23 protein-coding genes are annotated in these 24,632 nt (G+C 65.8%); 11 read left to right on the top strand and 12 right to left on the bottom strand.

Features of this window, described 5'->3' with window-relative positions; all coding sequences use genetic code 11:
• Positions 1-266 precede the first annotated feature (266 nt).
• Positions 267-1,130 carry a helix-turn-helix domain-containing protein gene (locus AC0685_RS20265; protein WP_478226953.1) on the top strand — a complete coding sequence of 288 codons (864 nt, stop codon included), beginning with the start codon at positions 267-269 and terminating at the stop codon, positions 1,128-1,130.
• A 43-nt stretch (positions 1,131-1,173) separates the two neighbouring features.
• The gene (locus tag AC0685_RS20260; protein ID WP_478226952.1) at positions 1,174-1,413 is read left to right on the top strand and encodes a DUF397 domain-containing protein; all 240 of its coding nucleotides are present in this window, start codon (positions 1,174-1,176) and stop codon (positions 1,411-1,413) included.
• Between the two features lie 62 nt (positions 1,414-1,475).
• Here AC0685_RS20260 and hisS read toward each other — a convergent pair whose 3' ends face one another.
• The 4 genes from hisS to AC0685_RS20240 all read right to left on the bottom strand — a co-directional run bounded on the left by hisS (position 1,476) and on the right by AC0685_RS20240 (position 6,619).
• Positions 1,476-2,777 carry a histidine--tRNA ligase gene (gene hisS, locus AC0685_RS20255; protein ID WP_478226951.1) on the bottom strand — a complete coding sequence of 434 codons (1,302 nt, stop codon included), beginning with the start codon at positions 2,775-2,777 and terminating at the stop codon, positions 1,476-1,478.
• Between the two features lie 77 nt (positions 2,778-2,854).
• On the bottom strand, positions 2,855-4,057 hold the full coding sequence (locus AC0685_RS20250) for a tRNA lysidine(34) synthetase (protein WP_478226950.1): 1,203 nt from the start codon (positions 4,055-4,057) through the stop codon (positions 2,855-2,857).
• A gap of 352 nt (positions 4,058-4,409) precedes the next feature.
• Entirely contained in the window at positions 4,410-5,309 is a 900-nt protein-coding gene (locus AC0685_RS20245; RefSeq protein WP_478226949.1) for a phosphotransferase, read from the bottom strand.
• Positions 5,306-6,619 carry an XRE family transcriptional regulator gene (locus AC0685_RS20240; protein ID WP_478226948.1) on the bottom strand — a complete coding sequence of 438 codons (1,314 nt, stop codon included), beginning with the start codon at positions 6,617-6,619 and terminating at the stop codon, positions 5,306-5,308. The genes AC0685_RS20245 and AC0685_RS20240 overlap by 4 nt, the downstream gene beginning before the upstream one ends.
• Positions 6,620-6,915: 296 nt before the next feature.
• On the opposite strand from AC0685_RS20240, the gene AC0685_RS20235 reads away from it, so the two are divergent.
• Entirely contained in the window at positions 6,916-7,281 is a 366-nt protein-coding gene (locus AC0685_RS20235) for a hypothetical protein (protein WP_478226947.1), read from the top strand.
• 682 nt (positions 7,282-7,963) lie between these two features.
• Entirely contained in the window at positions 7,964-8,719 is a 756-nt protein-coding gene (locus tag AC0685_RS20230) for a DUF5753 domain-containing protein (protein WP_478226946.1), read from the top strand.
• A gap of 551 nt (positions 8,720-9,270) precedes the next feature.
• Here the strand turns inward: AC0685_RS20230 and AC0685_RS20225 are convergent.
• Both AC0685_RS20225 and AC0685_RS20220 read right to left on the bottom strand, forming a co-directional pair.
• The gene (locus AC0685_RS20225; protein ID WP_478226945.1) at positions 9,271-10,503 is read right to left on the bottom strand and encodes a Shedu immune nuclease family protein; all 1,233 of its coding nucleotides are present in this window, start codon (positions 10,501-10,503) and stop codon (positions 9,271-9,273) included.
• A gap of 421 nt (positions 10,504-10,924) precedes the next feature.
• Positions 10,925-11,578: a TetR/AcrR family transcriptional regulator gene (locus tag AC0685_RS20220; protein WP_478226944.1), complete on the bottom strand. Its 654-nt coding sequence runs from the start codon at positions 11,576-11,578 to the stop codon at positions 10,925-10,927.
• 61 nt (positions 11,579-11,639) lie between these two features.
• Here AC0685_RS20220 and AC0685_RS20215 point away from each other — a divergent pair, with 61 nt between their 5' ends.
• On the top strand, positions 11,640-13,040 hold the full coding sequence (locus AC0685_RS20215; RefSeq protein WP_478226943.1) for an MFS transporter: 1,401 nt from the start codon (positions 11,640-11,642) through the stop codon (positions 13,038-13,040).
• A 1-nt stretch (position 13,041) separates the two neighbouring features.
• Here the strand turns inward: AC0685_RS20215 and AC0685_RS20210 are convergent, their stop codons facing one another.
• Positions 13,042-13,596, bottom strand: a complete 555-nt coding sequence (locus AC0685_RS20210; RefSeq protein ID WP_478226942.1) for a hypothetical protein — start codon at positions 13,594-13,596, stop codon at positions 13,042-13,044.
• A 131-nt stretch (positions 13,597-13,727) separates the two neighbouring features.
• On the opposite strand from AC0685_RS20210, the gene AC0685_RS20205 reads away from it, so the two are divergent.
• Positions 13,728-14,354 carry an antibiotic biosynthesis monooxygenase family protein gene (locus tag AC0685_RS20205; RefSeq protein ID WP_478226941.1) on the top strand — a complete coding sequence of 209 codons (627 nt, stop codon included), beginning with the start codon at positions 13,728-13,730 and terminating at the stop codon, positions 14,352-14,354.
• Here the strand turns inward: AC0685_RS20205 and AC0685_RS20200 are convergent.
• On the bottom strand, positions 14,344-15,765 hold the full coding sequence (locus AC0685_RS20200; RefSeq protein WP_478226940.1) for an MFS transporter: 1,422 nt from the start codon (positions 15,763-15,765) through the stop codon (positions 14,344-14,346). The two genes, AC0685_RS20205 and AC0685_RS20200, sit on opposite strands and share 11 nt — an antisense overlap.
• A gap of 78 nt (positions 15,766-15,843) precedes the next feature.
• Between AC0685_RS20200 and AC0685_RS20195 the strand changes: the two genes are divergently transcribed.
• Positions 15,844-16,500: a TetR/AcrR family transcriptional regulator gene (locus AC0685_RS20195; RefSeq protein WP_478226939.1), complete on the top strand. Its 657-nt coding sequence runs from the start codon at positions 15,844-15,846 to the stop codon at positions 16,498-16,500.
• Between the two features lie 43 nt (positions 16,501-16,543).
• Here the strand turns inward: AC0685_RS20195 and AC0685_RS20190 are convergent, their stop codons facing one another.
• The gene (locus AC0685_RS20190) at positions 16,544-18,025 is read right to left on the bottom strand and encodes a SulP family inorganic anion transporter (RefSeq protein WP_478226937.1); all 1,482 of its coding nucleotides are present in this window, start codon (positions 18,023-18,025) and stop codon (positions 16,544-16,546) included.
• 444 nt (positions 18,026-18,469) lie between these two features.
• Here AC0685_RS20190 and AC0685_RS20185 point away from each other — a divergent pair, with 444 nt between their 5' ends.
• A complete protein-coding gene (locus AC0685_RS20185; RefSeq protein ID WP_478226936.1) occupies positions 18,470-18,739 on the top strand; it encodes a hypothetical protein in 270 nt (89 codons plus the stop codon).
• 83 nt (positions 18,740-18,822) lie between these two features.
• Positions 18,823-19,482: a hypothetical protein gene (locus AC0685_RS20180; protein ID WP_478226935.1), complete on the top strand. Its 660-nt coding sequence runs from the start codon at positions 18,823-18,825 to the stop codon at positions 19,480-19,482.
• A 5-nt stretch (positions 19,483-19,487) separates the two neighbouring features.
• Here AC0685_RS20180 and AC0685_RS20175 read toward each other — a convergent pair whose 3' ends face one another.
• Together AC0685_RS20175 and AC0685_RS20170 are read right to left on the bottom strand one after the other, a co-directional pair.
• Entirely contained in the window at positions 19,488-20,423 is a 936-nt protein-coding gene (locus tag AC0685_RS20175; RefSeq protein WP_478226934.1) for an ADP-ribosylglycohydrolase family protein, read from the bottom strand.
• Positions 20,420-21,178 (bottom strand): hypothetical protein, encoded by a 759-nt coding sequence (locus AC0685_RS20170; RefSeq protein WP_478226933.1) that lies wholly within the window; start codon positions 21,176-21,178, stop codon positions 20,420-20,422. Before AC0685_RS20170 ends, AC0685_RS20175 begins: the two co-directional genes overlap by 4 nt.
• Before the next feature lie 19 nt (positions 21,179-21,197).
• Here AC0685_RS20170 and AC0685_RS20165 point away from each other — a divergent pair, with 19 nt between their 5' ends.
• Both AC0685_RS20165 and AC0685_RS20160 read left to right on the top strand, forming a co-directional pair.
• Positions 21,198-23,363: a HelD family protein gene (locus tag AC0685_RS20165; protein ID WP_478226932.1), complete on the top strand. Its 2,166-nt coding sequence runs from the start codon at positions 21,198-21,200 to the stop codon at positions 23,361-23,363.
• Positions 23,364-23,426: 63 nt separating this feature from the next.
• The gene (locus AC0685_RS20160) at positions 23,427-24,164 is read left to right on the top strand and encodes a spermidine synthase (RefSeq protein ID WP_478226931.1); all 738 of its coding nucleotides are present in this window, start codon (positions 23,427-23,429) and stop codon (positions 24,162-24,164) included.
• A 23-nt stretch (positions 24,165-24,187) separates the two neighbouring features.
• Here AC0685_RS20160 and AC0685_RS20155 read toward each other — a convergent pair whose 3' ends face one another.
• Positions 24,188-24,610, bottom strand: a complete 423-nt coding sequence (locus AC0685_RS20155; protein WP_478226930.1) for a hypothetical protein — start codon at positions 24,608-24,610, stop codon at positions 24,188-24,190.
• Positions 24,611-24,632 lie beyond the last annotated feature (22 nt).

Genomic DNA, 24,632 nt, shown 5'->3' with positions numbered 1-24,632 from the left:
TCCGACCACGCAGCCCACTAGAAGAAGGAGCGCCACTGCGATCGCCACCCCAGACCCCCTGGACATTTCAACGGGGGCTTCTAAGGCACTGGGGAGAACCGCGGCCGTCGCAGCGGCGATGTTAACTTGTGTACACATCGCTTCACGCTCCTTCGGGACCTGGTGTTACCTGCCCTGCCTCTCGACTGTAACTTGTGTACTCAAATTAACTAGCCCACCGAATGAGTGAATTGCGGATACGCTCCGCGACAGGACACCCTGTGGAGGTGAAGGACTCCGTGACGCAACACCTGCAGTTGCCGCCGCCCGTCATGAAGGTCGTCCTCGGCAACCAGCTGGCCAGGCTGCGGGAAGCCGCTCATGCGACGCAAGACGACGCGGCGACGGTTCTGGGCTGCACTCAACAGAAGATCGCTCATATCGAAAGTGGCAGCGGGATCAAGCTGATCGAGCTCAACGCGCTTCTCGACCGCTATGACGCGAACGAGTCAGACCGGGTCTACACGCGAGACCTTCAAGCCGAGAGCAACCGCCGAACCAAGCGCGGCGCCTTCAGCACCAGGTTCCGCCAGTACCTGCGGCTGCTGGTCGACATGGAACCGAGCTGCACCAGGTACTCCTCATACCAAGCGCTCGTCGTCCACGGACTTCTGCAGACGGAGGACTACATGCGCACGAACGCGCGTGCCTGGCGACCTTCGCTGACTTCCGAGGAGATCGACAAGTACGCCGCCAATCGGCTGGCGCGGCAACGAGTGCTGGACAACACCGACCAGCAGTTCTGGTTCATCCTCGACGAGGCCGCGCTCCATCGGACCGAAGGCGGTCCGGTCATGAAGGCGCAGATCGCGAAGCTCATAGAGGCCATCGATCGCCCGAACATCGAACTGCAGATCGTGCCGTTCGCCGCTGGCTACTACATGGGCCAAGGGCACGACTACACCATCTTCGGTTACGACACGAACCCTGCGGTTGACATCATCTATCTCGAGCAACACGACGGCGGCGAATACGTCGACAACAGCAAGCGGACGGCGCGGTACCTGACGCTCTGGGATCACCAGAAGGCAGCTGCCAGCGGGCCAGAGCAGACGCGCCGCACCTTGCTCGACATCGCTTCGTCGCTGTAGCCGGTTGCGGCCTCGTCGAGAGCAGAAGGGCACGAGCAGGTAGATGGACATCCAAGACGCCCATAAAGACCACCTCGATACCGATTTCAAGGAGTGGCACAAGTCCCCCCTGAGCAATCCGCCGGACAACCAGTGCGTCGAGGTCTCGATCACCAAGGACGCCGTGGGCCTCAGGGACAGTCGGAACCCGGACGGCTTCGTGCTGGTCTTCGATCACGGTGAGTGGGAGGCGTTCGTCGGCGGCGTGGCCAACGGAAGCTTCCGGTTGCCGAGGCCGAGCTGATACCTGGCCGTAGATCCGCGGAGAACGGGCCAGATTCGGCCCGTTCTCCGAAGACCTCGGGCCTACGGTTTCGACGCCATCCGTTCCGCGAGGTTCGCGGCGACGTCGGCGAACGCGACCTGGCTCTGTTCGCCGGACTCCATGTCCCGCACGGTGACCGTCCCCCGTTCCTGCTCGTCCGGACCGTAGAGCAAGACCCAGCGGGAACGCTGCTCGTTGGCCCACTTCATCTGCTTCGCCAGCTTGCCGGAGGAGCCAAGGTAGACGGCCGTGCGCAACCCGCGGGCGCGGAGCTGGCCGGCCAAGCTCACGATCTCCCGTTCCGAGCCAAGGACGGTCAGGGCGACGTCGAGGCCCTGTTCCATCGGGGCTTCGGCCTCCTGGATCGCGAGGATGCGTTCCAGGCCGATCGAACCGCCGCAGGCCGGCATGTCCGGCCCGCCGAGCTTGGCGACCAGCTGGTCGTAGCGGCCTCCTGACGCGATCGAGCCGGGATACCCCGCTGCGGAGACTTCCCAGATGGGACCTGTGTAGTAGTCCAAGCCGCGCACCATGCGCGGGGTGAACCGGACACGGCCTGCCGGGAGATCCTCGGTCAAGGCGAGCAAGCGGTCGACCTCGGCCAGTCCGGCGCGGCCCCGCTCGGTGGCGCCAAGCTGCTGGCGCACCCGCTCGCTGTCCGGGGCGATCACGTCAGCGACCAAACTCTCGGCGACGGTCGCGGTCAAGCCGCGTTCGACCAGCTCGGCGATCACGGCCTCTGGGGCGGCCTTGTCCAGCTTGTCCAGTGAGCCGAGCACGCGCGTGCCCAGCTCGTCCGGGATGCCGTAGGCCTCCAGTAGACCTGCCAGGGCCAGCCGGGAGTTGAGCTGGAAGACGAACTCCTTGACGCCGAGTGCCTCGAGTCCGCTGTTGATCGCCCACACGATCTCGGCGTCGGCCAACGGAGACCCCGAGCCGAAGATGTCGATGTCGCATTGGACAAACTCACGGAATCGTCCGCGGGCGGCGCGATCCGCCCTCCACACGTTGTCGATGACGTACCGCTTGAACGGCAGCGACAACCGGCTCCCATGAGTGACCACCGCGCGGACGGCCGGGACGGTGTGGTCATAACGCAGGGCCAGGTCGGCTTCTCCGGTGGCCTCGTGGACACCGCGCTTGAGGATCTTGAAGATGAGGCTGCTCGCCTCCTCCCCGAGTTTCCCGGCGAAGACCTCGAGCCGCTCGAACACAGGCGTGGTCAAGGGCTGGAAACCATGATGCTCGAAGATCGTGCTCACCCGGTCGAATGCGAGCTTCCGGCGACGGACCTCGTCGCCCACGAAGTCGCGGGTACCTGATGGTGGCTCGACCTTCGCCATGAACCAGCCCTTCACACGTAGTGGATTGAGTGGTCATTCTCGCCGAACACCCGACCTGGTGACGGGACCGGCCCCAGTCAGAATGCTTCGTGCCAGTCCCCGAAGAACTCCCGCAGCAGGCCGAGCACCTGTCGCTCGCTGTTCTCGTCGCTGAGTCCGGTCCGCATCATCGGCGTGCCCTCGATCGGGTTCAGCGGTTCCCAGCCGCCGACGTCGTTCATGAGCTTCGAGACACCTTTGAGCAGGGACAACGACAGCTGCGGGTTGAGCGCGTCGAGAGCATGCGCCAGGACGTAGATCGCCGACCGCTGCGGTGTCGTGGAGTCCACCCGTTCCCGGTAGTTGCTCGCGCTGTAGCGCGGATAGCAGGCGTCCAGCAGGTACTTCGGGATCTCCCACAGCGGGAACAAGCAGTCCACCGTGCCCATCCGCCGAACCGGATACGGGAGGGGCTTACGGCCGTTGAATAGACAGAACAGGAGCTCGGCCGCCAGGTCCTCCCGGTTGTAGCCGACCGCCAGAGAGCGGGCTCCCCGATCCGTGCACAGGCGCCGGCCGACCAGGTTCACGAAGAACGTCCCGAAGAAGTGCACGGTGTCCGGGCCGAAATCCCTCCTGAACGACTCCCACAGCTCCGCCGGGGACTTCGTCATGCCGAGCAGATCTGCCATGTCCTGCGCGTACAGGACCACATGCTCGAACCCCGCGCTCTCGCACAGCTCCCGAGCACGATCGACCGCGGACTCCGGCCACAAAGGCTCCATCGCCAGCGTGAAGCAGACGACGTTCCCGGCCGACTGCCCGGTCGTGGAAACGAACTGCTTGAGTCCGTTCACCAAGGTATTGCTGTCCCCACCGCCGGAGATCCCGGCCAGGATCGGACCGGTGACTTCGTACTGGGCAAGGAAGTGCCCGATCCTGCTCGCCACTATCTCCCGCAACGTCGTTTCGTCGACCAGATACGCCCGGGCCATCGGCTCGTGACTGCCCACGTCGAGGTCGGGCAGGGCGACGACCGGACTCTCGTCGTGGGCGACGAGTTCGACTTGAGGGGCTCGAAGCGTCGTGATGTCGGTGTTCCGGATGCACCGCAGCACGACCCGGTGAGCCGCCGGCACCTCGTTCAGCACCGTCGTCATCGGCGTTGGCCGCAATCCCTCTTGATCGTCGACGACATAGGCTTGAAACAACGACGGCGGCAACTGGTTCGCCAACAGCATGTCCGCCAGCGACCAGGTCTCAGGTGGCTTGAGGGACCGCGGGCCGGCAGTGAACTCCAAGCTGACACGTTGCCGATCAATAGTCATCAGAAGAACGTCCTCCCAGCTCGCGGTCCCATCGCCCTACAGGTGCGCGGTCAGCGCGACCGGCGTCATGAACTCCTCGAGGCGCGACGGCGTCATCCGATCCAGACCGTTCCGGACGGGAATCGTCTCGGCGACCAGGGCCGCCAGCTCGGTCACTTCAAGCCGCTCGTCTGACGCAGCGACCGCCTCCGACTGGGTAACAAGGGATGCAGGCACAGCAGGACCTCCAATGGGCTCGGGAAAGCTCGACTCCATCGAAGGTAATGAGGCGATCACCACCTGTGAACACTGCGCAGTTGAAGCGAAATCAGTACGTCGGTGAGGCTTACGGCAAAGCACGCCAACCGGGCCAAGGGCGCTCTCCGTGCTTGCCCTGGAGACATTCGAGACGCCATACCGCCTGCTCCTGTGCCGTACGGTTCTGCGCTGCGACTTGCACCGCCATGCACGTCATCCGGAACTCACGGATGTCTCTGAACAGATCGAAACCGTCCCACTGACTCACGTCGTGTCCGTAGGTGGCGCAGAAGCCGTCATATTCTTCCCGGCTTATCCAAGCGAAGGATCGGTACTTGATCGCCGTGTGCACGAGGTCCCATTCGGGCGGACCGATCGCGGCCCGCTCGAGGTCGAGGAAGACGACGCGATCATCGGCGGTCGACACGACGTTGCCCACCCAGGCGTCGCCGTGTACGACACACCATGGCAAGCCGTCTGGACGACGGACCCAGCGGTCTTTGAGATCTCCGAGCAAGTCCCGCATCCAGTCCCGGTCCGACGAGTTGAGCGTCGTTGCCCGGTCGATCCGCTCGGCCAACCTCACGAAGGGCTGGATCTCGGAGAGTTCGAAGGTTCGGGGCGGGTCGGCATCATGGAGCCGCCGGAGCGCCTTGGCGACTTCTACGGGCGTTCCATGTTTGTGCGGCGGCAGTTCTCGCCAGAACGTCACCGCGTGGCCATCCACGACCACAGGCTGGTCTTGAGGGCCCGCCAGCTCGACAGCTGGGATGTGCGCCTCCTCCAGCCATCGAGCGACCTCGACCTCCTTGCGAGCTGAGGCGACCTGGCCGGTACGGGCGATTCGGGCGACCAGGCCGTGCGCCACGCTGATGATCGCGTTTTCGCCAAGGCGGATGACCTCTGCGTTCGACGTATCCAGTCCCGCGGTCGCGCACGCGCGTGTCAGCAGATTCAGGGCGTCCTGTTCGTCTGTCAGCTCGGTCACGCGACCCCGAGCCGATCACCGATTCCACTCTGCAGCTCAGCCACTTCGGACACTCGCCGGTGATCGTGTGCGAATGTGCGCAGCTCCCGCAGGTCGTCGGCGGCTCGTTTCGATGTAATCGTGCCTGCCTCCTGCAAGGCCCGGGTCCCGATCTGGGCCGCTTCAACAGGATCGCCCGCGCGCATCGTCAGCGAGGCCAGCTTGATCCCGGAGATAGCGCGCGACCGCGCGTACGGTTCAGAATGGCCGGCGACGGCGAGCGCGAGGCGATCGCGTGCCTCACCGACGAAACGCCCGTCGACAGCGAGATCGAAAAGAGCGTGGCCGGTGTCGCCAGCATGCTGAGCTTCGTCGTAGTACCGCATCCAGACAGGGTCGTTGTCAGGCGAGACATTGGCGAACTGCTCATCCGCGAGGCCCACCGTGTATGCGGCTTCAGAGACCCGGTGGAGCTTGGCGAGTGCTCGAGCGCGCGCGGTCAGCAGCATGGCTCGTTCGGATGCCGTGAGCCTGTCAGCACGGACCATGGCCAGCTCGACCAGCGTCAATCCGGCGTCGGGATCTCCACACCAAATTTCTTGCCTGGCCATACTGGACAACACCTTCGCGCGAAGATGCCAGTCGTTGGCTTCCTCGGCACAACCACGAGCGAACTCGAACATCCGGCGAGCGTCGTCGTGGGCGTAGGCATCGAACGCCATGAAGGCCGCGGTGTGGCCGAGAAATCCGACAGCTGAGTGCAGGTCGCTGTGGAGTCGCTCGCTGTATCGCGCGTTGAGAAGGCCGGCGGAGTACCGCAGCTGGGCTGCGACGGCTTCACGAACCAGACCGCCCCCATACGTATGGTCCCAGGTGCCGAAGAGCTGCGCGGCCGTCCGGACCTCTTCGATCTCCTTTTGGCCGACGACGGAGGGAACCGGTGTCGGCTGCCGCGTCAGCAGCGCCTCACCCAGCGGGGCCACCACGGCTCCGGCCGTGACCCCCAGAGCGGCACGCAAGAAGTCGGAGCGTTTCACGGTGTCCAGGCTAGCCAGCCGCGACCGCGACCGGCGAAAGCCGAGTTCGGCGTCCGTCGCGACGCCGAGCACAGCGCGAAGTCCGTCTCGGTAGTCCGCCTGCGGCCACCTGATCGCCCCGCGTTCAAGCTTGCCGATGTAGTTGCCATCGAGCTCGATCGTCCGGTTCAGATGATCATGCACCCAGGCATTGACCTGCTCGGCAAGCTCAGCCCGGCTCAGGAACTCGCCTGGCACTTGCGCCGATTCCGTGCGCATTCGAAGTTGCCGAAGTTGATCGTTCGGTCCAGACACGACCGCCTCCCCGGAGTGCTCGTCTCTCGTGATGATCGCACAGTAATCGGCCCATTACTCCTTTGAACTCTCCCTGTAAACCTCCCCCGATCCTCCCCTTGACATCCCAGGCATCCGGCGTTCCGCCAGGTGGCAACTCGAAACCAGGGTGGACGTATGACCACTCCGAGGACAAGAGCGATGGGTGAACAGCCGACCTGCACCCTGCTGACGCCTGCCTTCGAGCGGGGAGCGGACACGGGGCGTCGGCAGGATGGGATGCAGCCGTGCCCGCGGGCCTTGTCCTTGGCGGGCATATGAGCGCGCCCGAAGCGGAGCGCCGAGCAGTTGAGGAGTTCCCGGTACTGCGTAAGCTGATCGATCTTCGAAGTACCGCCCAGTGGTCCTTCTTCCCTGTCGTCACGGCGAGCGAAGTCACCGAGATCCGCGGAGTACGTGCCTGGGTGTACGGATGGGCCGACGCGCTTTTGGTTCGCTACAGCAGCGATGCTGCCGCGCTTCGGGTAAATCCCGACGACGAGATCGTCTGGCAGCAGGACGGCGGCCTCGCGGACATTGTGGACCGATTGAACGAACTGCCGCCCCCGGAATCTTCCCGGGCGCCCTCCCTCGCCATTGCCCACGCGGGCCGGCTCCTCTGGACACCAGGTCGAAGTCTGTAGCAACGCAGCGTTCGCGTTCACTTTCGCGCTGTCGTACGGACTCATCGAGAGGATCAATGTTCACCAGCGGAAACTCCTCGTCGACGCACTGCGCCGAGGCCCAACGACCAGACATTCAGGTGCCGAGCAGGACGCGTCCGACGTTCGACCTTGACTGGGCATTGGTGAACCTTCCGTCCCGCGAGGTACGAGCACACCACGTCTACGGCCCCCAATTACAGAAACGTGTTGCACGGGAGTACGAGCGCGACTACAACCTCACCGCGGCGAAACTCGCGAAGACTTACGGGACGTCGCCCTCATGGATACAGAGGGCAATTGAAAAGTCTGGCGTCGAACTCCGTCCCAAAGGAGCTAGACGCAAGCCCAGACCATACACCGACGCGCAACTACGAGCCGAGTACGAAATAGACCAGAAATCAGTTCTGGCCATTGCACAGAAGCACTCTGTCGGGCTCAACCTGGTATATCGCGATATGACCAGGCTGCAAATACCGCTTCGCAGCGTCAGAGAGCAGCGACGGTTGGATCAATCATGAACTGACACCCTGCGCACGTTCGGGCAGCAAAAGGAAAGACAGCTATGAGCAAAGATGACCCATCCCTCCCAAGCCGACTTCTCGGCAGCGAGCTACGTCGCATACGGAAGCGCGCAAAGTATCAAGCAGTCGACATTAGCCGCATGACCGGCATCGGGTCATCAAGCATTTCGAGACTTGAGAAGGGCGCCCGAAGCCTGGACAGTTTCGAGGTAGCGTTTATTCTCGGACTCATCAAAGCAACACCCAGGGAATTCTCAGACGCCATGGCCCTGACAGGGCTTGCATCCTCAAAGACCTGCACATTAAGGCACCCTGCAAGGTTCCCCGATCAAGTCGGCCCGCTGCTCGCGCTCGAGGAGCAAGCGGCGAACGCGATGATCTTCGACCCTGCCGGAGTACCAGACCTTCTCCAGACGGAGTCGTACATTCAAGCTGAACTCTCGATACTCAACACGCCTGTTTGCAACCATGAGCCCTTGCTTGAAGCACGAAAGCTCCGTCAGCGACGGTTCTCCAACGTCAACGGCATGCAAGCAACCTTCTATCTCGATGAGCGAAGCTTGTATCGTCATTCAAATGTCGCTTCGATGATGCGAGACCAGGTATTACACCTGACATTCATGGCATCGACTTCGCAATGTCACATCAGGATCGTGCCTGCCGAGATTCCCGTTCCAGCCATGCCCGGGACAGTAGGGCTTTTTGAAGACCCCGAACTCCCCACGCTTACGAAGGTCGAAACCCCCTTCGCGACCATATTTTCCCAGAACGAAAGCGATGTCCGGTACTGCAGCCAGGAGTTCAAGAAGCTCCAAAACTACGCGCTGGACGAAGACGAATCAATCGTATGGATGACCACACTGGCCGATAATCTCCAGCCGCTTACAGCCGATTGAGCCACACTCGACGTTGCAGCCAAGCCGGAAGCCGGCTTACGCGACCCCAGCTCGCCTCAGTGAGGTTTCGAACACTCACCAGCAAGAATGTCGCCGCGCCGCCAGGCTGGGGCGCAGCGGGCGCGGCCCGTCTCTGTCTCCATCGTCGAACGGCGCAGTCTCCGTCGCAGCCCTTCCGCCGCCCTCAACGTCCTCTAGCGAAACCCTCGGAGGACGTCAGGTCTGGGTAACCGTCCGGAGCGCCCACCACCCGTTCACCGATGACGTGGACTTCGAAACGCCGGAGGTCGTAGCCTCCGGCTTCCCACGCCATGTCACTTGTCTCGACGCGCCACTCACGCCCGGTGACACGCTCCCGCACCAGCCAGCTCAGCCCGCCCACCTCCTTGACCTGCACGTCACGCTGCGCTTGACCACGAAACCTAGCACGACAATAGAACATATGTTCGCATCCCGGTTCGGGAGGGCGGCCCGCCGACGGACACCTCGGCGGCCCGACATGCTCGAAGGCTGACGGAAAACATGACACCCAGCGCCGGATCCCTCTGACGCTAAGTCCCCCGGGGCGCGACGTCGTCTTCAGCCATGGTGACGTGCCATTCCGCGCGAGCAAGGAGCTCGTCGAAGGTCACGACTTCGGGTTCGTGGAGCTGTCGCCGATACAGCTCGAAGGAGCGGATGCGGTCGCGATGATGCCCGCCGTCGCGCCCGAGGAGTTGGTCAAGGGAACCGATGACCAGGAAGGCCCGGGGCTTGAGCATGTAGGTGAACCCGCCTGGCACATCCGAGCCGTCAGGAGCGACGTCACCGAGGCGTTCACCGATCTCGTTCACCGCTCGATGCACCGTGCCCTGCACCTGTGCCACCCCGCCTGCCAACTCGTCGGAGGGCGGCCAGCACCCTGACCTGTACTCGGTGGCGGACAGCAGTGCGGTGCGATGGGTCTTGATCTCGGCGAACACCATCGACTTGATCCGGCCGGAGGTACGGAGCAGCGCGTCGGCCCGCTTACCCACACTTACGACCGATGCGCCGGCGACGACCTGTTCCAGCTTCTGGTCACTCCATGACGTGAGCAACTGGCCGGCGAGCGGCACTCCGAGTATCCACGGATTGTCTTCGAAGAACCGTTGCCACACTGCCTCCCGCCGTGTCCCAGGTGCTTGCTCGACCTCGGCGTCGAAATAGTCGTCGTCACTCAGCAGGCGTCGGAACTTCTGTAGCTGACCGCAGCGATGCGACAACGCGATCACATCGCGCGCGGACTCGTCGTCGGAGATCAACTGCCGCAGCTGCGATGGGTCTTCGCGGTAGATCCGCGTCAACGACTCCGGATTGGCGAACAGCTCCCGTACCAGGGAGTCATCAACCCGTACGGATTGCTCACCGTCGACCGGGATGCACTCGAGGGTGCGCAGCAACTCCACCAGCCGTCCCGCCTCCGGCTGCCTCAGGTTCAGCCTCGTCTCCACTTTTCCCTGACCTTTGACCGGCACCCGCTGCACCCAGAGCTCACGAACATTGCCAGCTTCCCGCGCAATCAGCAGCTTGACCTGATACCGGCCAGCCGGCGACTCGGAGACCAGCCACTGCTCTCCATCAAGTTCCGCAGTTGTCTCTACCTCGGGATCGAACACCTTGTACACGAACCGGGCAGGTTGACCGTTGTCTGCGGAATTCGGCCATGAGATCGGGAAGCTGGCCGACGCGTAAGTCCTGCTTGGAAGCCTGCCCTGCGCGTACATCGTCTCGTCGACGTCTTCGCCCCACGGGTCCACATCCACTAGTCGCACCCCGCTCTCTGCCCGGCCTCGAGTGACCTCTGGCGACCGCTAGACCATTGCCCACAGGGGTCGGCGGCCCGCTACCCGCCGTTACGGCGGTTACTTCACCGAGACCAGATGTGCGACAGCGAGACCGGAGCTGATGGAGGACAGGGCCCGGCTCGTGTCGCTGACCCACGTGCCGACCAACGGCGGCCTGGTCAACAGCCGGCCGAGGTCGGCAGGGTGACCCGCGCGACCGGCGTCCTGCATCTGCTCAAAACATTCCCGACGCGTCGTCATCACCGCATCCACCAGCCCTCGGCAGGGATCACGTCGACTGCCAGGGTCTGTCACCAGAATAGGCGGAGTAGCTGCCTCATCGGGCTCACTGGACTGGAAGTAGGGCATCCCGGATCGCCTTGTTTCGGCTGTGTCGCGCTTAGGAGCTTGGCGGCAGGTAGCCGTGGAGGAAGGCGTGTACTCCGGCGGTGATGAGTTCGTTCTTCTCGGTGTCGTCGAGGGGCGGGAGCCCGGTGTGGGCTCGGCTGTTGACTTCGCCGAGGACGAGCCAGATGTAGTGATTCGCGGCGCGCTGTGGGTTGTCGAGCTGGAGCAGGCCGCGGTCGGCCAGGTGCTGGAAGTGGCGGGCGAGGGCGTCTTCGGTGCGTCGTGGGCCGTTGTCGTGCCAGGCGGCGAGCAGGGCGCTGGGGAGGTTGGTGGACTCGGCGGTGAGGTGGCGGACCATGGCGAAGTGGTCCGCGAAGTCCGGTCGCGGCGTGACCCAGTCAGTGCCGAGCTGGACGAGAGCGGCCTGCAGGTCCGTCACGTGGTCGAGATGGCGTTGCATGATCTCGGCGAGCGCGGCGGTCACGTGGTGCGCGCTGTCCTGGACCACGGTGGCGCAGAGGTGTTCTTTGCCGGCGAAGTGGTTGTAAATCGTGCGGGTGGAGACCTCAGCATCCGCAGCGATCGTCTCGATGCTCGCGCGGAGGTAGCCGTCGCGGCCGAACACGGTGCGCGCGGCTCCGAGGATCGCGTCGCGTTTGGCGACACGTCCTCGCGCCTGGCGTACAGCATCGTCCTGATCGGTCATGACACCTCAAAGTGCAATCGCTGTTGTACAAACTTGCCATGCCGATTGTACTTTGGTGGGTATGGGGTCAGGACTGGGGATCGGGAAGCCGTCCGACGTCGGCGTGCGCACCCGTTGGGGCGCGGTGGGGTTGCTGGCGGTGGCATCGTTGATCGTGGGGAGCGAAGTCAGTCTGGCCGGGTTCGCGCTTCCCTTGGTCGGCACGGAGTTCGGGGTCGGCGCCGGGGCGACGGCATGGGTGCTGCTGGCGTATTCGTTGCCGATGGCGGCGTTGGCGATTCCGGCCGGGCGGTGGGTGGACCGGGCCGCGCCTCGGCAGGTGTTCCTGCTGTCGCTGGCGGCGGTCGGCGTGACTGGGGTGGTGTCGGCGGTGGCGCCGTGGTGGTGGCTCGTGCTGGCGAGCAGGGCACTGCAGGGGGTGGCGGCGGCGGCGTATCTGGCGGTCTACCTGCCTCTGGTGACGGCGACGGTGCGAGAGAATCAGCGGGGCCGCGCGTTGAGCGTGATCGCCACGGTGATGATGATCGGCAGCATGGCGGTCGCGCCGCTGGGCGGGCTGGTCGCCGAGGCCTGGGGATGGCGTGGGCTGTTCGTGGCGAAGGTTCCCCTGTTGATGCTACTGATCGGCCTCGGCCGCCTAGGCCTCCCCCGCGATCCGGAGCGCGGGGGTCACGCGTTGCCGGTGCCCGACCGTTCCCTTTTGGGCGATGCCGCCCTGGTGGGCGTGGCGGTGACGGCCGGGCTGCTGGCCGTGGAACAAGGCACGGACCGGTGGTGGCTCGGGGCCGGTCTCGCCGTGATCGCCGTTGTCGCCGCGGCGTGGTGGTGCCGGCTGCGCACCTCCCGTCCCGTGCTCGTCTTGGTGCGGCGGCGGACCTTCGGCTTCCCGGTGGTGTCGCTGATGATGATGGCCTCGGCCGGCGGTCTGGTGGGATTCTCGCTGCCGTTCCTGATCTCCGAGGTCTGGCGACGCGGACCGGAGGTGCTGGGCGTGGCGATCCTGGTCTTCGTCGCGACGGCATCGGTCGTGTCACCGCTGGCCGGTGTGCTGGCCGACCGGTGTGGGGCACGGCCGGTCGCGGCGGTCGGCGTGACGATCACGGTGGCGGGCATGCTGACCATGCTCAGCGTGGACGGCGCCACCGATATCGGCGGGCTGAGTTGGCGGATGGTCGTGATCGGGGTCGGAATGGCGCTGGCCAACTCGCCGATCATGACGCTGATCCTCGCCGCCGCACCAGCCGACCAGACCGGCACCGCCGGCGGCGTCGCCAATCTGGGGCGCACCCTCGGCAGCACGATCGGCCCGGCCGCTGCCGCGATGGCCTGGAGCCTCACCGGCGGTGGCCTCGGCGGATTCTATGCCGGAGTCGTGGCACTCTCGATCCTGGTGCTGACCGGGTTCGCCACGCTGCTCGCCGCCCGTGCCAGCACGGCAAGGGGCCGGGCGGCTGCGTCCTGACTCAGTGAAACCGGTGGAGACCGAGCGGTTGTCGGTCGGTCCGAAGCTGGTGCCGCAGCATTTCGTAGGTCGCGGCTCGGCTCAGGTCTTTCGTGCGGGGGCGGGTGGGCAGTCTGTCCAGCACTTCGTCCGGATCGCAAACCCGCACGGGCACCCCGAAAAGGTTCAACCTGGTCGCTCCGAGTCGCAGCCGGCCGTGGGTTCCGGTGATCTCCGGTGGCACGTCGAGCATGCCCAGCCGTGTGACGAACAGGTGGTCCAGCTGCTGCAGGGTCGGTGGTTCGGGCAGCCAGGCACGACACTGCTCCACGCTGGGGCTGTCGGCCCAGTCCGGGAAGTAGGCCGGTACTGCGTCGAGCTCCACCAGCAACGCAGCGAGACGGCGCAGATTCGCCGGTTCCGGAGACGGAACCACGTCGAGGTCGTTGGGTTCGAGGTCGGCACCGTACACAGCCAGCACCGTGGACCCGCTGAGCACCCAATCGATCTCGCGATCGTGCAGCGACCTCAGCAACTCCGGCATCCGGAGCGACGGTCGAGCCAGTGGATCCAGCACGTTCACCACACTAGCCGGGCGGGCGCGGCACCACCCCGGAGATTTCGCGTAGCCGGTAATTCCGTTGCCCTGCCAGGAATACCGGTGTGAGATGAGAATTCCGCAGGCACCAGACTTCGAGGAGACGCCCCGTGGCCGCCGGGTTCCCCGTGATCAACCGCCCCGAGCTGAAGACCGTTCTGGTCTCCACCCACGACGTGGACACCGCGGACCATCAACGAGTCACAGCCGATTCCCTTGTCGCAGCATGGAAGGAGAGTCCGTGGCCGCCGGATGTCCTGTCCTGGAGCTGTTTTGTCAGCACGGATGGCGCGCATGTTCTGAGCTACACGCAAAGCACGGCCGACCATCCGCACGCCGCGCTACCCGGCCTGAGCGGCACCAGCGAGCAGCCGACCGTGTACCGGTTGTACCGCAGCCTCATCACCGCGGAGGAAACGCGGGTTCCAGGCTGTTTGGTGACCGCGTTGTTCGCCACCGACGGCCCGCGCCGGCAGCGCGAATTCGTCGACACGCTACTCGCCGCCCTACCCGAGGACGAGGGCCATCCCGGTGCCATCTCGGCGCATTTCCACCTCAGCGTCGACGGTGCCCACCTGCTCAACTACACCGAATGGACCTCGCAGGACGCACACAGCGAGGCCGCGGCCAGCGGCGCCCACGACGAGCTTCACGACCTCTTCGCCAACACCCCAGGAGTGCGCCCACTCGGCGGTCGGCGCTACCACCTCCACCACAGCCGGTCGGCTACCGGATGACGCCGTCTCGTTGTGACGGCAGGGTGTAGGCGAGCGCGGCCACGATGACCATGAGTGCCGCGATCACCACGAACGCGCGGCTGTAGGCGGCGGAAAGCGCTTCGGGGGTCGAGGTGTGGTTGCCCGCGACGGTGACCAGGACGGCCAGGCCGAGCGCACCTCCGACCTGTTTGGTGGTGTTCATCAGCCCTGAGGCGGCCCCGGCGTCCGCCGTGTCGACGCCGGAGGTGACGGTGGTGGTGATCGGTGTGTTGAGCAGGCCGCCGCCGATCGAGAAGACGATCGCCGGGCCCAGGATCCCGGTCAGGTAGCCGCTGTCCGGTGTCAGCAGGCTCTGCCAAGCGAATCCGGTGGCGGCGAGGAGAGCGCCGATCGCGATCAGGGTCCGGCTGTCGACGTGCCGCATCAGCCACGGGGTGACGCGGGCGGCGACCAGGATGGTGACGACGGTGTGCGGCAGGAACGCGAGACCGGTCAGCAGCGGGCTGTAGTGCAGGACGTTCTGCATCGACAGGGTCAGGAAGAACCACATCGGGTTGAGGCAGGCCCCGGCCAGCAGCATCACCACGTTGCCGAGACTGATCGCCCGTGCCCGGAACAGGCGCAACGGAATGACCGGGACGGCGGCGAAGCGTGCCTCGACCACGACGAATCCCGCCAGCGCCGCGCCCCCTGCCAGCAGGCTCGCCACCGTCACCGGGGCGTCCCAGCCCGCGTCATGGAACTGCGTGATGCCGTAGGTCAGCGCGGTCAGGCCCAGTGTCGCCAGGACCGCGCCCGCCAGGTCGAGCCGTGGGCGTGCCGCCGGACGGTCGCCACCGGAGAGGTACCGCAGAGCGAGCACGATGGCTCCGGCGCCGATCGGGACGTTGATCAACAGGATCGATCGCCAGGAGAGGTACTCGGTGAGCACCCCGCCGAGGAGGTTCCCCGCGGTACCGCCGGCGACTCCCACCGCGGTCCACAGCGCCAGCGCACGAGTACGCCCAGGGCCTTCGGGAAAGGTGGCGGTAAGCACCGTCAACGTGGCCGGAGCAAGGACGGCGGCACCCACGCCTTGCACCGCGCGAGCGGCGATCAGCAGCCCCGCGGTGTCCGCCAGCCCGCCCGCCAGACTCGCACCGGAGAACAACGCGAGCCCGACCAGGAAAACCCGCCGGCGGCCGTAGAGATCCGCCAGCCGCCCGCCGAGCAGAAGAAGCCCGGCGAACGTCAGCGCGTAGGCATTGACCACCCACTGCTGATCCGCGTTGCCGAAACCGAGCGACCGCTGGATCGACGGCAGGGCGACGTTCACCACCGAGATGTCGAGCACGACCATGAACTGGGCCGCACACGCCAGCGCGAGAACCACCTGCGGCCCGGCAGTCCTTACCGCCGGGCCACTCGGATCGACATCACGAAAACCCACCGCGCCTCCCGGCCTCATCGTGATACATGGGTATCATATACGCTTGTATCATAACTCGTTCGCGAAGGAGGCCGCCTGGTGCCGAGGACCGTCGACCATGAGGAACGGCGTGCTCAGATCGCCGATGCGCTGGTCCGCGTCGCCGCGCGAGAAGGGCTGCACGCGGTCACGATGCGAGCGGTGGCCGCCGAGTCCGGAGTGTCGCTGAGGCTCGTTCAGTACTACTTCGACACCAAAGAACAGCTGCTGCTGGGTGCGTTGAGGCACCTCGAACGACGGAGCCGTCAGCGGTGGGCAGCGCGTCTCGCCGGCTTACCGGATCCGGTGCCACCGCGGTACTTCGTCGAGGCGTTCCTCGCCGAAGCGCTGCCGTCGGACGAGGAAAGCCGTGTCTTCCATCTGGTCGGCGCCTCGTACGCGGTACTGGCGATGACCGATCCCCAGCTGAGCGCCGAGCCCTTCGCCTCCAGTGTGGACGACCTCCACCGGCAGCTCGCTGACGCGCTGCGGCGAGCGCAGGACGACGGACAGCTGACCCCGGGCGTGGACGTGTCGCTGGAGGCCGCACGGTTGGTGACGCTCAGCCATGGCCTGGGCACCAGTGTCCTGATCGGACAACAGGATGTGGACGGCGCGACCGCGGTGTTGCGGTATCACCTGGACACCCTGTTTTCGACCCACAGCGGGGAAACCGTGGCGGCTTTGCCTCACTCGACCGCCGCATCGGACCAGTGAGGGGCGGAGCCGTGACGGCTCCGCCCTCACTGTCCGGCCTGTGTCAGTGGCTGCCGGCGAGTTCGCCGGTGAGCTTTCCGTGCATGCGTGCGCTGTGCTTGTTCAAGCCGACGATCTCGACGGTCTTGCCCCGTGACTCGTACTTGGTGGTGATCGCGTCGAGCGCGGCGACGGTGGAGGCGTCCCAGATGTGGGCGTCGGTCAGGTCGATGACGACCTTGCCCGGGTCGTTGGCGTAGTCGAACTGATAGACCAAGTCGTTGCTGGACGCGAAGAACAGCTCTCCGGTGACGGCGTAGACGACCTCGGTGCCATCCGGATCGACGACGGCGGTGACCTCGACCAGGTGCGCGACCCGGCGCGCGAAGATCACCATCGCGGTGAGGCAGCCGACGATCACGCCGATCGCGAGGTTGTGGGTGATCACGACGACGGCCACGGTGACGACCATGACGGCGATCTCGCCCGTGGGCATCCGCTTGAGTGTGGCGGGAGCGACGCTGTGCCAGTCGAAGGTACTGAAGGCCACGAGCACCATGACCGCCACCAGCGCGGCCATCGGGATCTGCGAGACCAACGGCCCGAAAGCGATGCACAGGACCATGAGGAACACGCCGGACAGGAACGTCGAGAGCCGGGTCCGGGCTCCGGCGGTCTTCACGTTGATCATGGTCTGACCGATCATCGCGCAGCCACCCATGCCACCGAAGAACCCGGTGACGACGTTGGCGACGCCCTGACCGATCGCCTCACGGGTCTTGTTGGAATGCGTGTCGGTGATGTCGTCGACCAGCTTCGCCGTCATCAGCGATTCCATCAGCCCGACCAGCGCGAACGCGAACGCATACGGGGCGATCAGTGTGAGGGTGTCGAAGGTGAACGGGATACCCGGGACGCCCGGCGTCGGGAGCGAGGACGGCAGCGAACCCTTGTCACCGACCATCGGAACCGCGATCCCCGCAGCGATCGTCAGCGCGGTCAAAGCCACGATGGAGACCAGCGGCGCCGGAATCGCCTTGGTCACCTTCGGGAACAGCACCATCAGCGCGAGACCGCCCGCGAACAACGGGTACACCGGCCACGGCACGTCGATCAGCTCCGGCACCTGCGCCATGAAGATCAGGATCGCCAGTGCGTTGACGAAGCCGACCATGACACTGCGCGGCACGAACCGCATCAGCCGGGCGACACCCAGTGAGCCGAGCACGATTTGGAAGAGGCCGCCCAGGATCACCGCGGCGATCAGGTAGTTCAGCCCGTGTTCACGTGCCAGGGGCGCGACCACGAGGGCCATTGCGCCGGTCGCGGCGGAGATCATCGCCGCACGGCCGCCGACGACTGAGATCACCACGGCCATGGTGAAGGACGCGAACAGCCCGACGCTGGGGTCCACGCCGGCGATGATGGAGAAGGAGATCGCCTCGGGGATCAGCGCGAGCGCGACCACGAGGCCGGCCAGGACCTCGGTGCGGGCGACCTTGGGTGACAACCAGGACGGACGAGTGCGCAGGCGCGCGGACGCCATGGACAACAGATTCGACACAGACGAACAACCTGACATGATCGGGCGCCACGCAGGCGCGTTACAACGTCACGCCCTCATGGCGTGCTGGAAGGACAGTGGCGGGCGAGGCGCGCAAGCGCGGGCATCGGCCCGGGGCATTGCTCGACGGGCGCGGACTAGCTCGGGTCGGTCACAGCACCTGCTCGATAGGCAAGGGAAGCTCCTCGGCTCGGACAAGGGAGTCGGGGGCTTCGGTGACCCCGGCGGCCCGGCGGCAAGATCGCCGCCGTCGTCGGCAACTCTCACCTAACGTTAGACGAGAGATCACCACTCCGCGGAGCCCCTGCCGCCAAATGAGTGCGGGATCACGTCCACGCCAGCCCCTATCCACGGACATGCCTTCAACTCTTCCCTAACGTGAGTGTAGGGTTTGGAGGAGGTCGCCGCTCGTCGTTTTATCGCGACATGTCCGACGGGAGCCGTGAACGAGTGAGTACCGACGGCGTGGTGCAGGCATCGGCATCACTGACGTTGCCGGAGTTCTGCGTCCATGTGGAAAACGCGTTCCTCGCCGATCGGCCGGGGATAGCGGACCTGCGCGAGGCGGCATTGGCCAGCCACGCGTCACCCGCGGTGTTCGCGGCCCTGAACAGTCTGCCGGATCGCCGGTTCGAGTCCTTGATGGACGTGCTGGCCGAGTTGCCCGAACTGTCCTTCGACGGTGGCGCCGAATGAGGGGCCGTCGCTACGCCACTTGGTCGGAAACCTCTCACTGGCGTGGGCAAGCGCATGATCGCGGCCGGGCGATCCGCACGGCGTTGACACAGTTGGTGGGCAACGGCCAGCCACCGGCCGCGTCGGCGCCACGGATCGCGTTGATCGGCGGGTTCGACCGTGGCAGCCGCACGATCCGTGCCGCGGTCACGTCCGTGGTGACGGAGCACGGCTGGAGCCTGCTTGATCTGCCGGCTGTTCCGGCGTTCGGTGCCATTCCCGCGGGCGGTGACATCACCATCGTCGTTCCGGCGAATCACAGAATGCGGGCCGCGGCACGCCGGTGCGCGGCAGCCTGGGCGTGCCGTGTCGTCGATCCTGCCGACGTCGTGGCCCATCCGTCCCCTCTCGCGGCCCGGGCTTGTCCGGCGGTGGCCATCACGACTGCGGACGGCCTGTCGGACCATTGCGCGTCGCGCTGGGAGATCCGGGGTTCGTTGACGTACCGCACCCGGACCGGGCCTGAGACGCCGGTGACGACGCTCGCCCTCGAACCTGCCGACGACGGGATCGTGCTGGACCAGGTGCGGGACCACGACCACAAGCACGCCCGTCTGGGGAGTACCTCCGTGATCTTGCGTCTCGACCTGCCGACCGAGGGAACGATCGATGGCCACGCGCAGATGTTCCCCGCCGGCAGGTACACGTTCACCGCGCAGCCGCGGCGCTACGAGCACCTCACCGGCACGGACGGACTCGACTGACCCACTCAGGCAAGGCGGTCGGCCAGTGACCGCAGTCGCCCGGCGACGTCCAGCCGCCGGAGCCACTTCTCGGGCAGAGAGCCGGCTCCGGAGCGGGCGCCCGCGAGCGCTCCGGCCATGGCGGCGATGGTGTCGGTGTCACCTCCGGCCCGCACGGCGTAACGGATGGCCTCATCCGGCCGGTCGGGATAGGTGAGGAAGGCCAGCAGGGCCGTCGGGACCGAACCCAGCGCCGAGGCGTCATTGCCGAGCGCCCGACCGGCGTGCTCGGGATCGGGGCGGTGGCGGACGAGTTCGGCGACGCGGTCGAATTTCTCGTGCCATGGGGCCGAGCGCACCACGCGGGCGAGGTCGTGCAGGAAGGCGGGCACGGCGAGCGCCCGCGTCGGATCGCTGTGCAGCGCCAGGTAGGTCGCGGCGGCCTGGCACGCGGCGCCGTGTTGTCCATGTTTGTGGGCGTGAGTGACCGCCGCGGTGCGGCTGGCGAGTTCGGCGGTGTGGTGCAGGCTCGTTCCCACGAGGGCGACCGGGGCGACGCGCATCGCCGCGCCGTTGCCGAACGATCCCTGTCCTTGATAGAAGGCGCGAGCGGCGTCGGGCCACGGGACACCCGCGTTGATCAGTCCGAACACCTTCGGGGTGCCTTCGCCGTAGCCGCGCCACGGTTCGGCGCGCCACGCCTCGGCGAATTCCCGGGCGAGGACGTCCTCGTCGAGCAGGGTGGTGTCACGGTGCTCGGCGAGGTGGCCGGCCAGGACGAGGGCGAGCGCGGTGTCGTCGGTGTGGACGAGTCGGCTGGGCGCGCGCTCCTCGGCAAGGACATCGTGGGCGCCGACGCTGGCCCTGCCTTCGAAGGGAGCGCCCAGGGCATCTCCCAGCGCGAGGCCGAGGAGCAGTCCGCGTGCTTGGTCGCGGGTGATGGGGTTCATGGCGATCGTCATCTGGTTCGTCCGGTCTCGGGTCGGGGGACCGACTCGGCGTGGAGCCGGTACAGAGGTGGCTGGGCCAGAGCGATGCGGTAAGTCCCTGGCTTCAGGGTCCGGGAGACGCCGTCGACGGTCGCCACGGCCGGAGCGGGTATGCGCACTGTTCGCGGGCCGGGGCAGAAGCTGACCGCCGCGCCGATGTCACCGGTGACGCCGAGCAGCAGACCGTTTTCCGAGGGGCGCGCGAATACCTCCGCGAGAGCCGGATGCTCCTCGGCGAGCACACCGCGAAGGTGAAGGTCGTGCAGGATGATCAGCTGCCGATGGCTTGGGCCGGTGAGCGTGAGCGTCGGAACGGGTCGCAGCCACAGGCGCAGGGGGCCGGGCGGGCTACAGCGGCTGTCCGGGAGCAGGACCGGGGCATGGCATGACATCGCACGGCGTTGTGCGGCTGATGCGACGGAATGGTGCGTGGCGAGAACCAGGCTTACCCGGCCTACCGGCAGGCTCCCGGGAGAGTCGTCGATCACGGTGACGCCGGCGTTTGTCGCACTCTCGAGTAGTGCGTCGCGGGTCAGGGCGCTACCTCGATCGCCGCCGCTCACCACGACGACCACGTCGCCTGCCCCCAGCGCGAGCGGACTCGGACAGGGCGGCGTGGGATCAGCGGCACGGAAGAGGCAGCGGAAGGCGAGCAGCAACCCTTCCTGCAAGGAGCCCAGCTGCTGAGTGATGACCTCTGTCCGCGCACCGGCCATCACCACCTCCATACCACTACCCTACTCTAACGTGACAGTAGACTCTAGCGAGGAGTCCGAACCGGAGGTGGCTTTGACGGACGTGCAGACACGCGACGAACAGCACGAGCGTGCACATCTGGCCGAGACGGTGCGTCTGCTGACGGCCGAGCTGGAGCGTCTCATCGGTTCGATCGACAAGTCCGCCAGCTCCATCCAAGAGCGGAAGGAGTTCATGTGGGAGAACTGGCGTGACATGGACAGCGCCGAGAAGGCCGGTTTCCGCACCGACGTGAACATGTCCGTCGTTCTGGGCGAGCACGCGGTGATGCTCCGGAAACGTATCGAGCGGCTGCTGCAGTCCCCCTATTTCGGGCGCGTCGACTTCCGCACGGACGGCGATGAGCACGCCAGGGACTACTACATCGGCGTGCACAATCTCTCGGATCCCGAGACTCAGGAGGTCGTGATCCACGACTGGCGGGCTCCGGTGTCGAGTCTCTATTACGACTTCGAGTCCGGCGAAGCGCATTTCGAGGCGCCCCAGGGCATCGTGCGCGGCGACATCACCGGTAAGCGCCAGTATAAGATCCAGGGCGGGCGCCTGGAGTACATGTTCGACAGCTCGCTCAACATCGGCGACGACGTCCTGCAGCGGGAACTGAGTCAGTCCGCCGACGACAAGATGAAGAACATCGTCGCGACCATTCAGCGGGAACAGAACGCGGTGATCCGCAACGAGACGGCGCAGGTTCTCATCCTGCAGGGTGTCGCGGGGTCGGGGAAGACGTCGATCGCGCTGCACCGGGTGGCGTTCCTGCTCTATCGCTTCAAGGACACCCTGTCCTCCGACAACGTCATGATCCTCTCGCCGAACAAGGTCTTCGGTGACTACATCGCCGATGTGCTTCCCGAGCTGGGTGAGGAGCAGGTCGCGGAGATCGATTTCGACAAGATCGCCGGCAGGTTCCTCGCCAAGGTCACCGGCTACGAGACGTTCAGCGAGCAGGTGGTCAGCCTGCTCGACCACACCGATGAGGCGGCAGCCGAGCGGATGCGTTACAAGGCGACGCCGGAATTCGTCACCTGCCTGGAGAACTGGCTCGCCGAGCGGGCGGAGAAAGACTTCGTGCCGACCGACATCGAGCACAAGAGCACCCGGCTCTCCGCGGATTGGGTCGCGGACGCCTTCGACGAGTCCCGGGCGCTTCCGGTCTTCACCCGGCTCGACCACGTGGCCAACACCGCTGTCCACCTGCTCAAGAACCAGGTCGTGGACAAGGGCGGCAAGTGGTCGGCTGCCGACACCGCCAAACTCCGCAAACAGGTCCGCGCCATGTTCCCGCACAAAGACCCGTTCGGGATGTACAAGGCGTTCTACGCCGATCCCGCGCGCCGCGGCCTGTTTCAGCCGCTCGGCCGGAAAAAGATCGAGTACGCCGACGTGTTCCCGTTGATCTACACCATGATCAGAACCGCGCGGCAGGAAAGCTACGGCCACATTCGCCACCTGCTGGTCGACGAGATGCAGGACTACACACCGATCCAGTACGCCGTGCTGCGCGAGCTCTTCTCGTGCAAGATGACGATCCTGGGTGACTCCAACCAGTCGGTCAACCCGTTCAGCTCCTCGTCACTATCGGCAATCCGCGACATCTTCCCGGACGCCGACTGCCTGGAGTTGTGCAAGAGCTACCGCTCCACGAGCGAGATCACCGACTTCGCCCAGAACATTTCCCGCAACGACAAGCTCGTCCCGATCGAACGCCACGGCCTGCCGCCCCAGGTCATCGCCTGCGCCAGCCCGCGAGACGAGACAGCGCGGATCGTGGACCTCATCGAGCGGCACCGGCACAGCGATCAGCGATCTCTCGGCATCATCTGCAAGACCGTCGCCCAGGCACGAACGCTCCACCGGGCCTTGTCCGAGGCCGGCGTCGAGCTGACTTTCCTGGACTACGACAGCACGGCCTTCGCCGCCGGCGTCGTCATCACTTCGGCGCACATCTCCAAGGGTCTGGAGTTCGACGCCGTGATCGTGCCGCACGTGGACGAGGAGAACTACGCGAGCGACATGGACAAGAGCATGCTCTACATCGCCTGCACCCGGGCCATGCACGAGCTCCACCTGACCCACACCGGACCGCTCTCGCACCTCCTGGCGTTCGCCGGGAAACCCGAACACCGTGTCGGCGCCGCCGAAGCGCGCGTCGGTTGACCCGGCGAAGTACAGCCACGACCACCACACTGAGCGAAACTTCACCGAATACAAGGGATCACGATGAGCAGGCGTTTCCAGGAACTTGATTGGCGCCCGACCCTGATGGGCGAACTCGTCCTGCGCCGTCGCTGGGATCCCACCGCGGACCGGGACGTACTGGAGATCAAACTCGGCGACGAGTTCCTGATGTCGAACCTGTTCACCGTCGCCGAGGAGGAACTCGCACGGCGGGGACTGGCCGAAGTGGACGGCCCGGACCTCGACATCGCCGTCGGCGGCCTCGGGCTCGGCTACACCGCGCAGACCGCGCTGGCCGACCCGCGAGTGCGGTCCTTGTCGGTGGTGGAGGCGCTTGAGCCAGTGGTCGAGTGGCACCGCAACGGCCTCATCCCCACCGACCCTGCCTTGACCGCGGACACCCGGTGCACCTTCGTAAACGGTGACTTCTTCGCACTGCTGCGGTCACCGGGCGGACTCGATCCGAATACACCGGAACGGCGGTTCCACGCCATCCTCCTCGACATCGACCACTCCCCCCGCCACGTCCTGCACCCGAGCCACCAGGAGTTCTACCAACCGGCCGGTCTCCGCCGCCTCACCCGCTGGCTGCACCCCGGCGGAGTATTCGGGCTCTGGTCCAACGACCCGCCCGACGAACAGTTCCTCACCGCACTGGCATCCGCCTTCACCCAGGTACGCGCCGACGTCATCACCTTCGCCAATCCGTTGCAGGACAACGAAGCGACAGCCACCGTCTACGTGGCATCGACCGGCTCCGACACGCCGGGCTCCGTCTGACCCGCGGCCTGGGGCGGCCTTGCTCAGTCCAGTGATTCCAGCGCCGCCCGCACTCCGGTGAGTTGTGTCGGCCAGGCGTCGATGATCGCCCGCCACGCCGCGCGCAGGGACACGTTCTCAGCCAGCACGAAAACGGGGCCCTGGCCCCAGCGGGTCGCCACGACCGTGCCGACACGATCCGCCCCGCCAGGCAGCGGAGCACCTCCCGGCAGGAAGTCCACGATCAGCGAGTACTCGGATTCGTCCACATCGTCCTGCACACCGGCCATCGCGGCGTGATAGCACCGAAGCCCGTTGAAGCCGGCCGGATCGGTCGGAATGGACCGCTTCGGGAAGGCCGCGTTGTACGCCTGCACGGAGAGGAATCTCGCCGGCCTCCGCCGCTCTGCCCTGGTCGCGGTGCCCGTGCCGGCCACCGGCCGGGGTGAACTGTCACTGTTCAGCATGCGCCAACTCTACCCTCACGTC

It is taken from the genome of Amycolatopsis sp. NPDC043889, assembly GCF_056435645.1.
Note: the sequence above shows the minus strand (reverse complement) of the source record. Positions and strands in the feature narration are given on the sequence as shown.

Bases quoted from the DNA above. Each gene is read 5' to 3' on its own strand.
- AC0685_RS20260 (WP_478226952.1), top strand. From the start codon at position 1,174: ATGGACATCCAAGACGCCCATAAAGACCACCTCGATACCGATTTCAAG.
- hisS (WP_478226951.1), bottom strand. From the start codon at position 2,777: ATGGCGAAGGTCGAGCCACCATCAGGTACCCGCGACTTCGTGGGCGAC.
- AC0685_RS20235 (WP_478226947.1), top strand. From the start codon at position 6,916: ATGAGCGCGCCCGAAGCGGAGCGCCGAGCAGTTGAGGAGTTCCCGGTA.
- AC0685_RS20230 (WP_478226946.1), top strand. From the start codon at position 7,964: ATGACCGGCATCGGGTCATCAAGCATTTCGAGACTTGAGAAGGGCGCC.
- AC0685_RS20220 (WP_478226944.1), bottom strand. From the start codon at position 11,578: ATGACCGATCAGGACGATGCTGTACGCCAGGCGCGAGGACGTGTCGCC.
- AC0685_RS20215 (WP_478226943.1), top strand. From the start codon at position 11,640: ATGGGGTCAGGACTGGGGATCGGGAAGCCGTCCGACGTCGGCGTGCGC.
- AC0685_RS20190 (WP_478226937.1), bottom strand. From the start codon at position 18,025: ATGGCGTCCGCGCGCCTGCGCACTCGTCCGTCCTGGTTGTCACCCAAG.
- AC0685_RS20185 (WP_478226936.1), top strand. From the start codon at position 18,470: ATGTCCGACGGGAGCCGTGAACGAGTGAGTACCGACGGCGTGGTGCAG.
- AC0685_RS20175 (WP_478226934.1), bottom strand. From the start codon at position 20,423: ATGACGATCGCCATGAACCCCATCACCCGCGACCAAGCACGCGGACTG.
- AC0685_RS20170 (WP_478226933.1), bottom strand. From the start codon at position 21,178: ATGGAGGTGGTGATGGCCGGTGCGCGGACAGAGGTCATCACTCAGCAG.
- AC0685_RS20160 (WP_478226931.1), top strand. From the start codon at position 23,427: ATGAGCAGGCGTTTCCAGGAACTTGATTGGCGCCCGACCCTGATGGGC.
- AC0685_RS20155 (WP_478226930.1), bottom strand. From the start codon at position 24,610: ATGCTGAACAGTGACAGTTCACCCCGGCCGGTGGCCGGCACGGGCACC.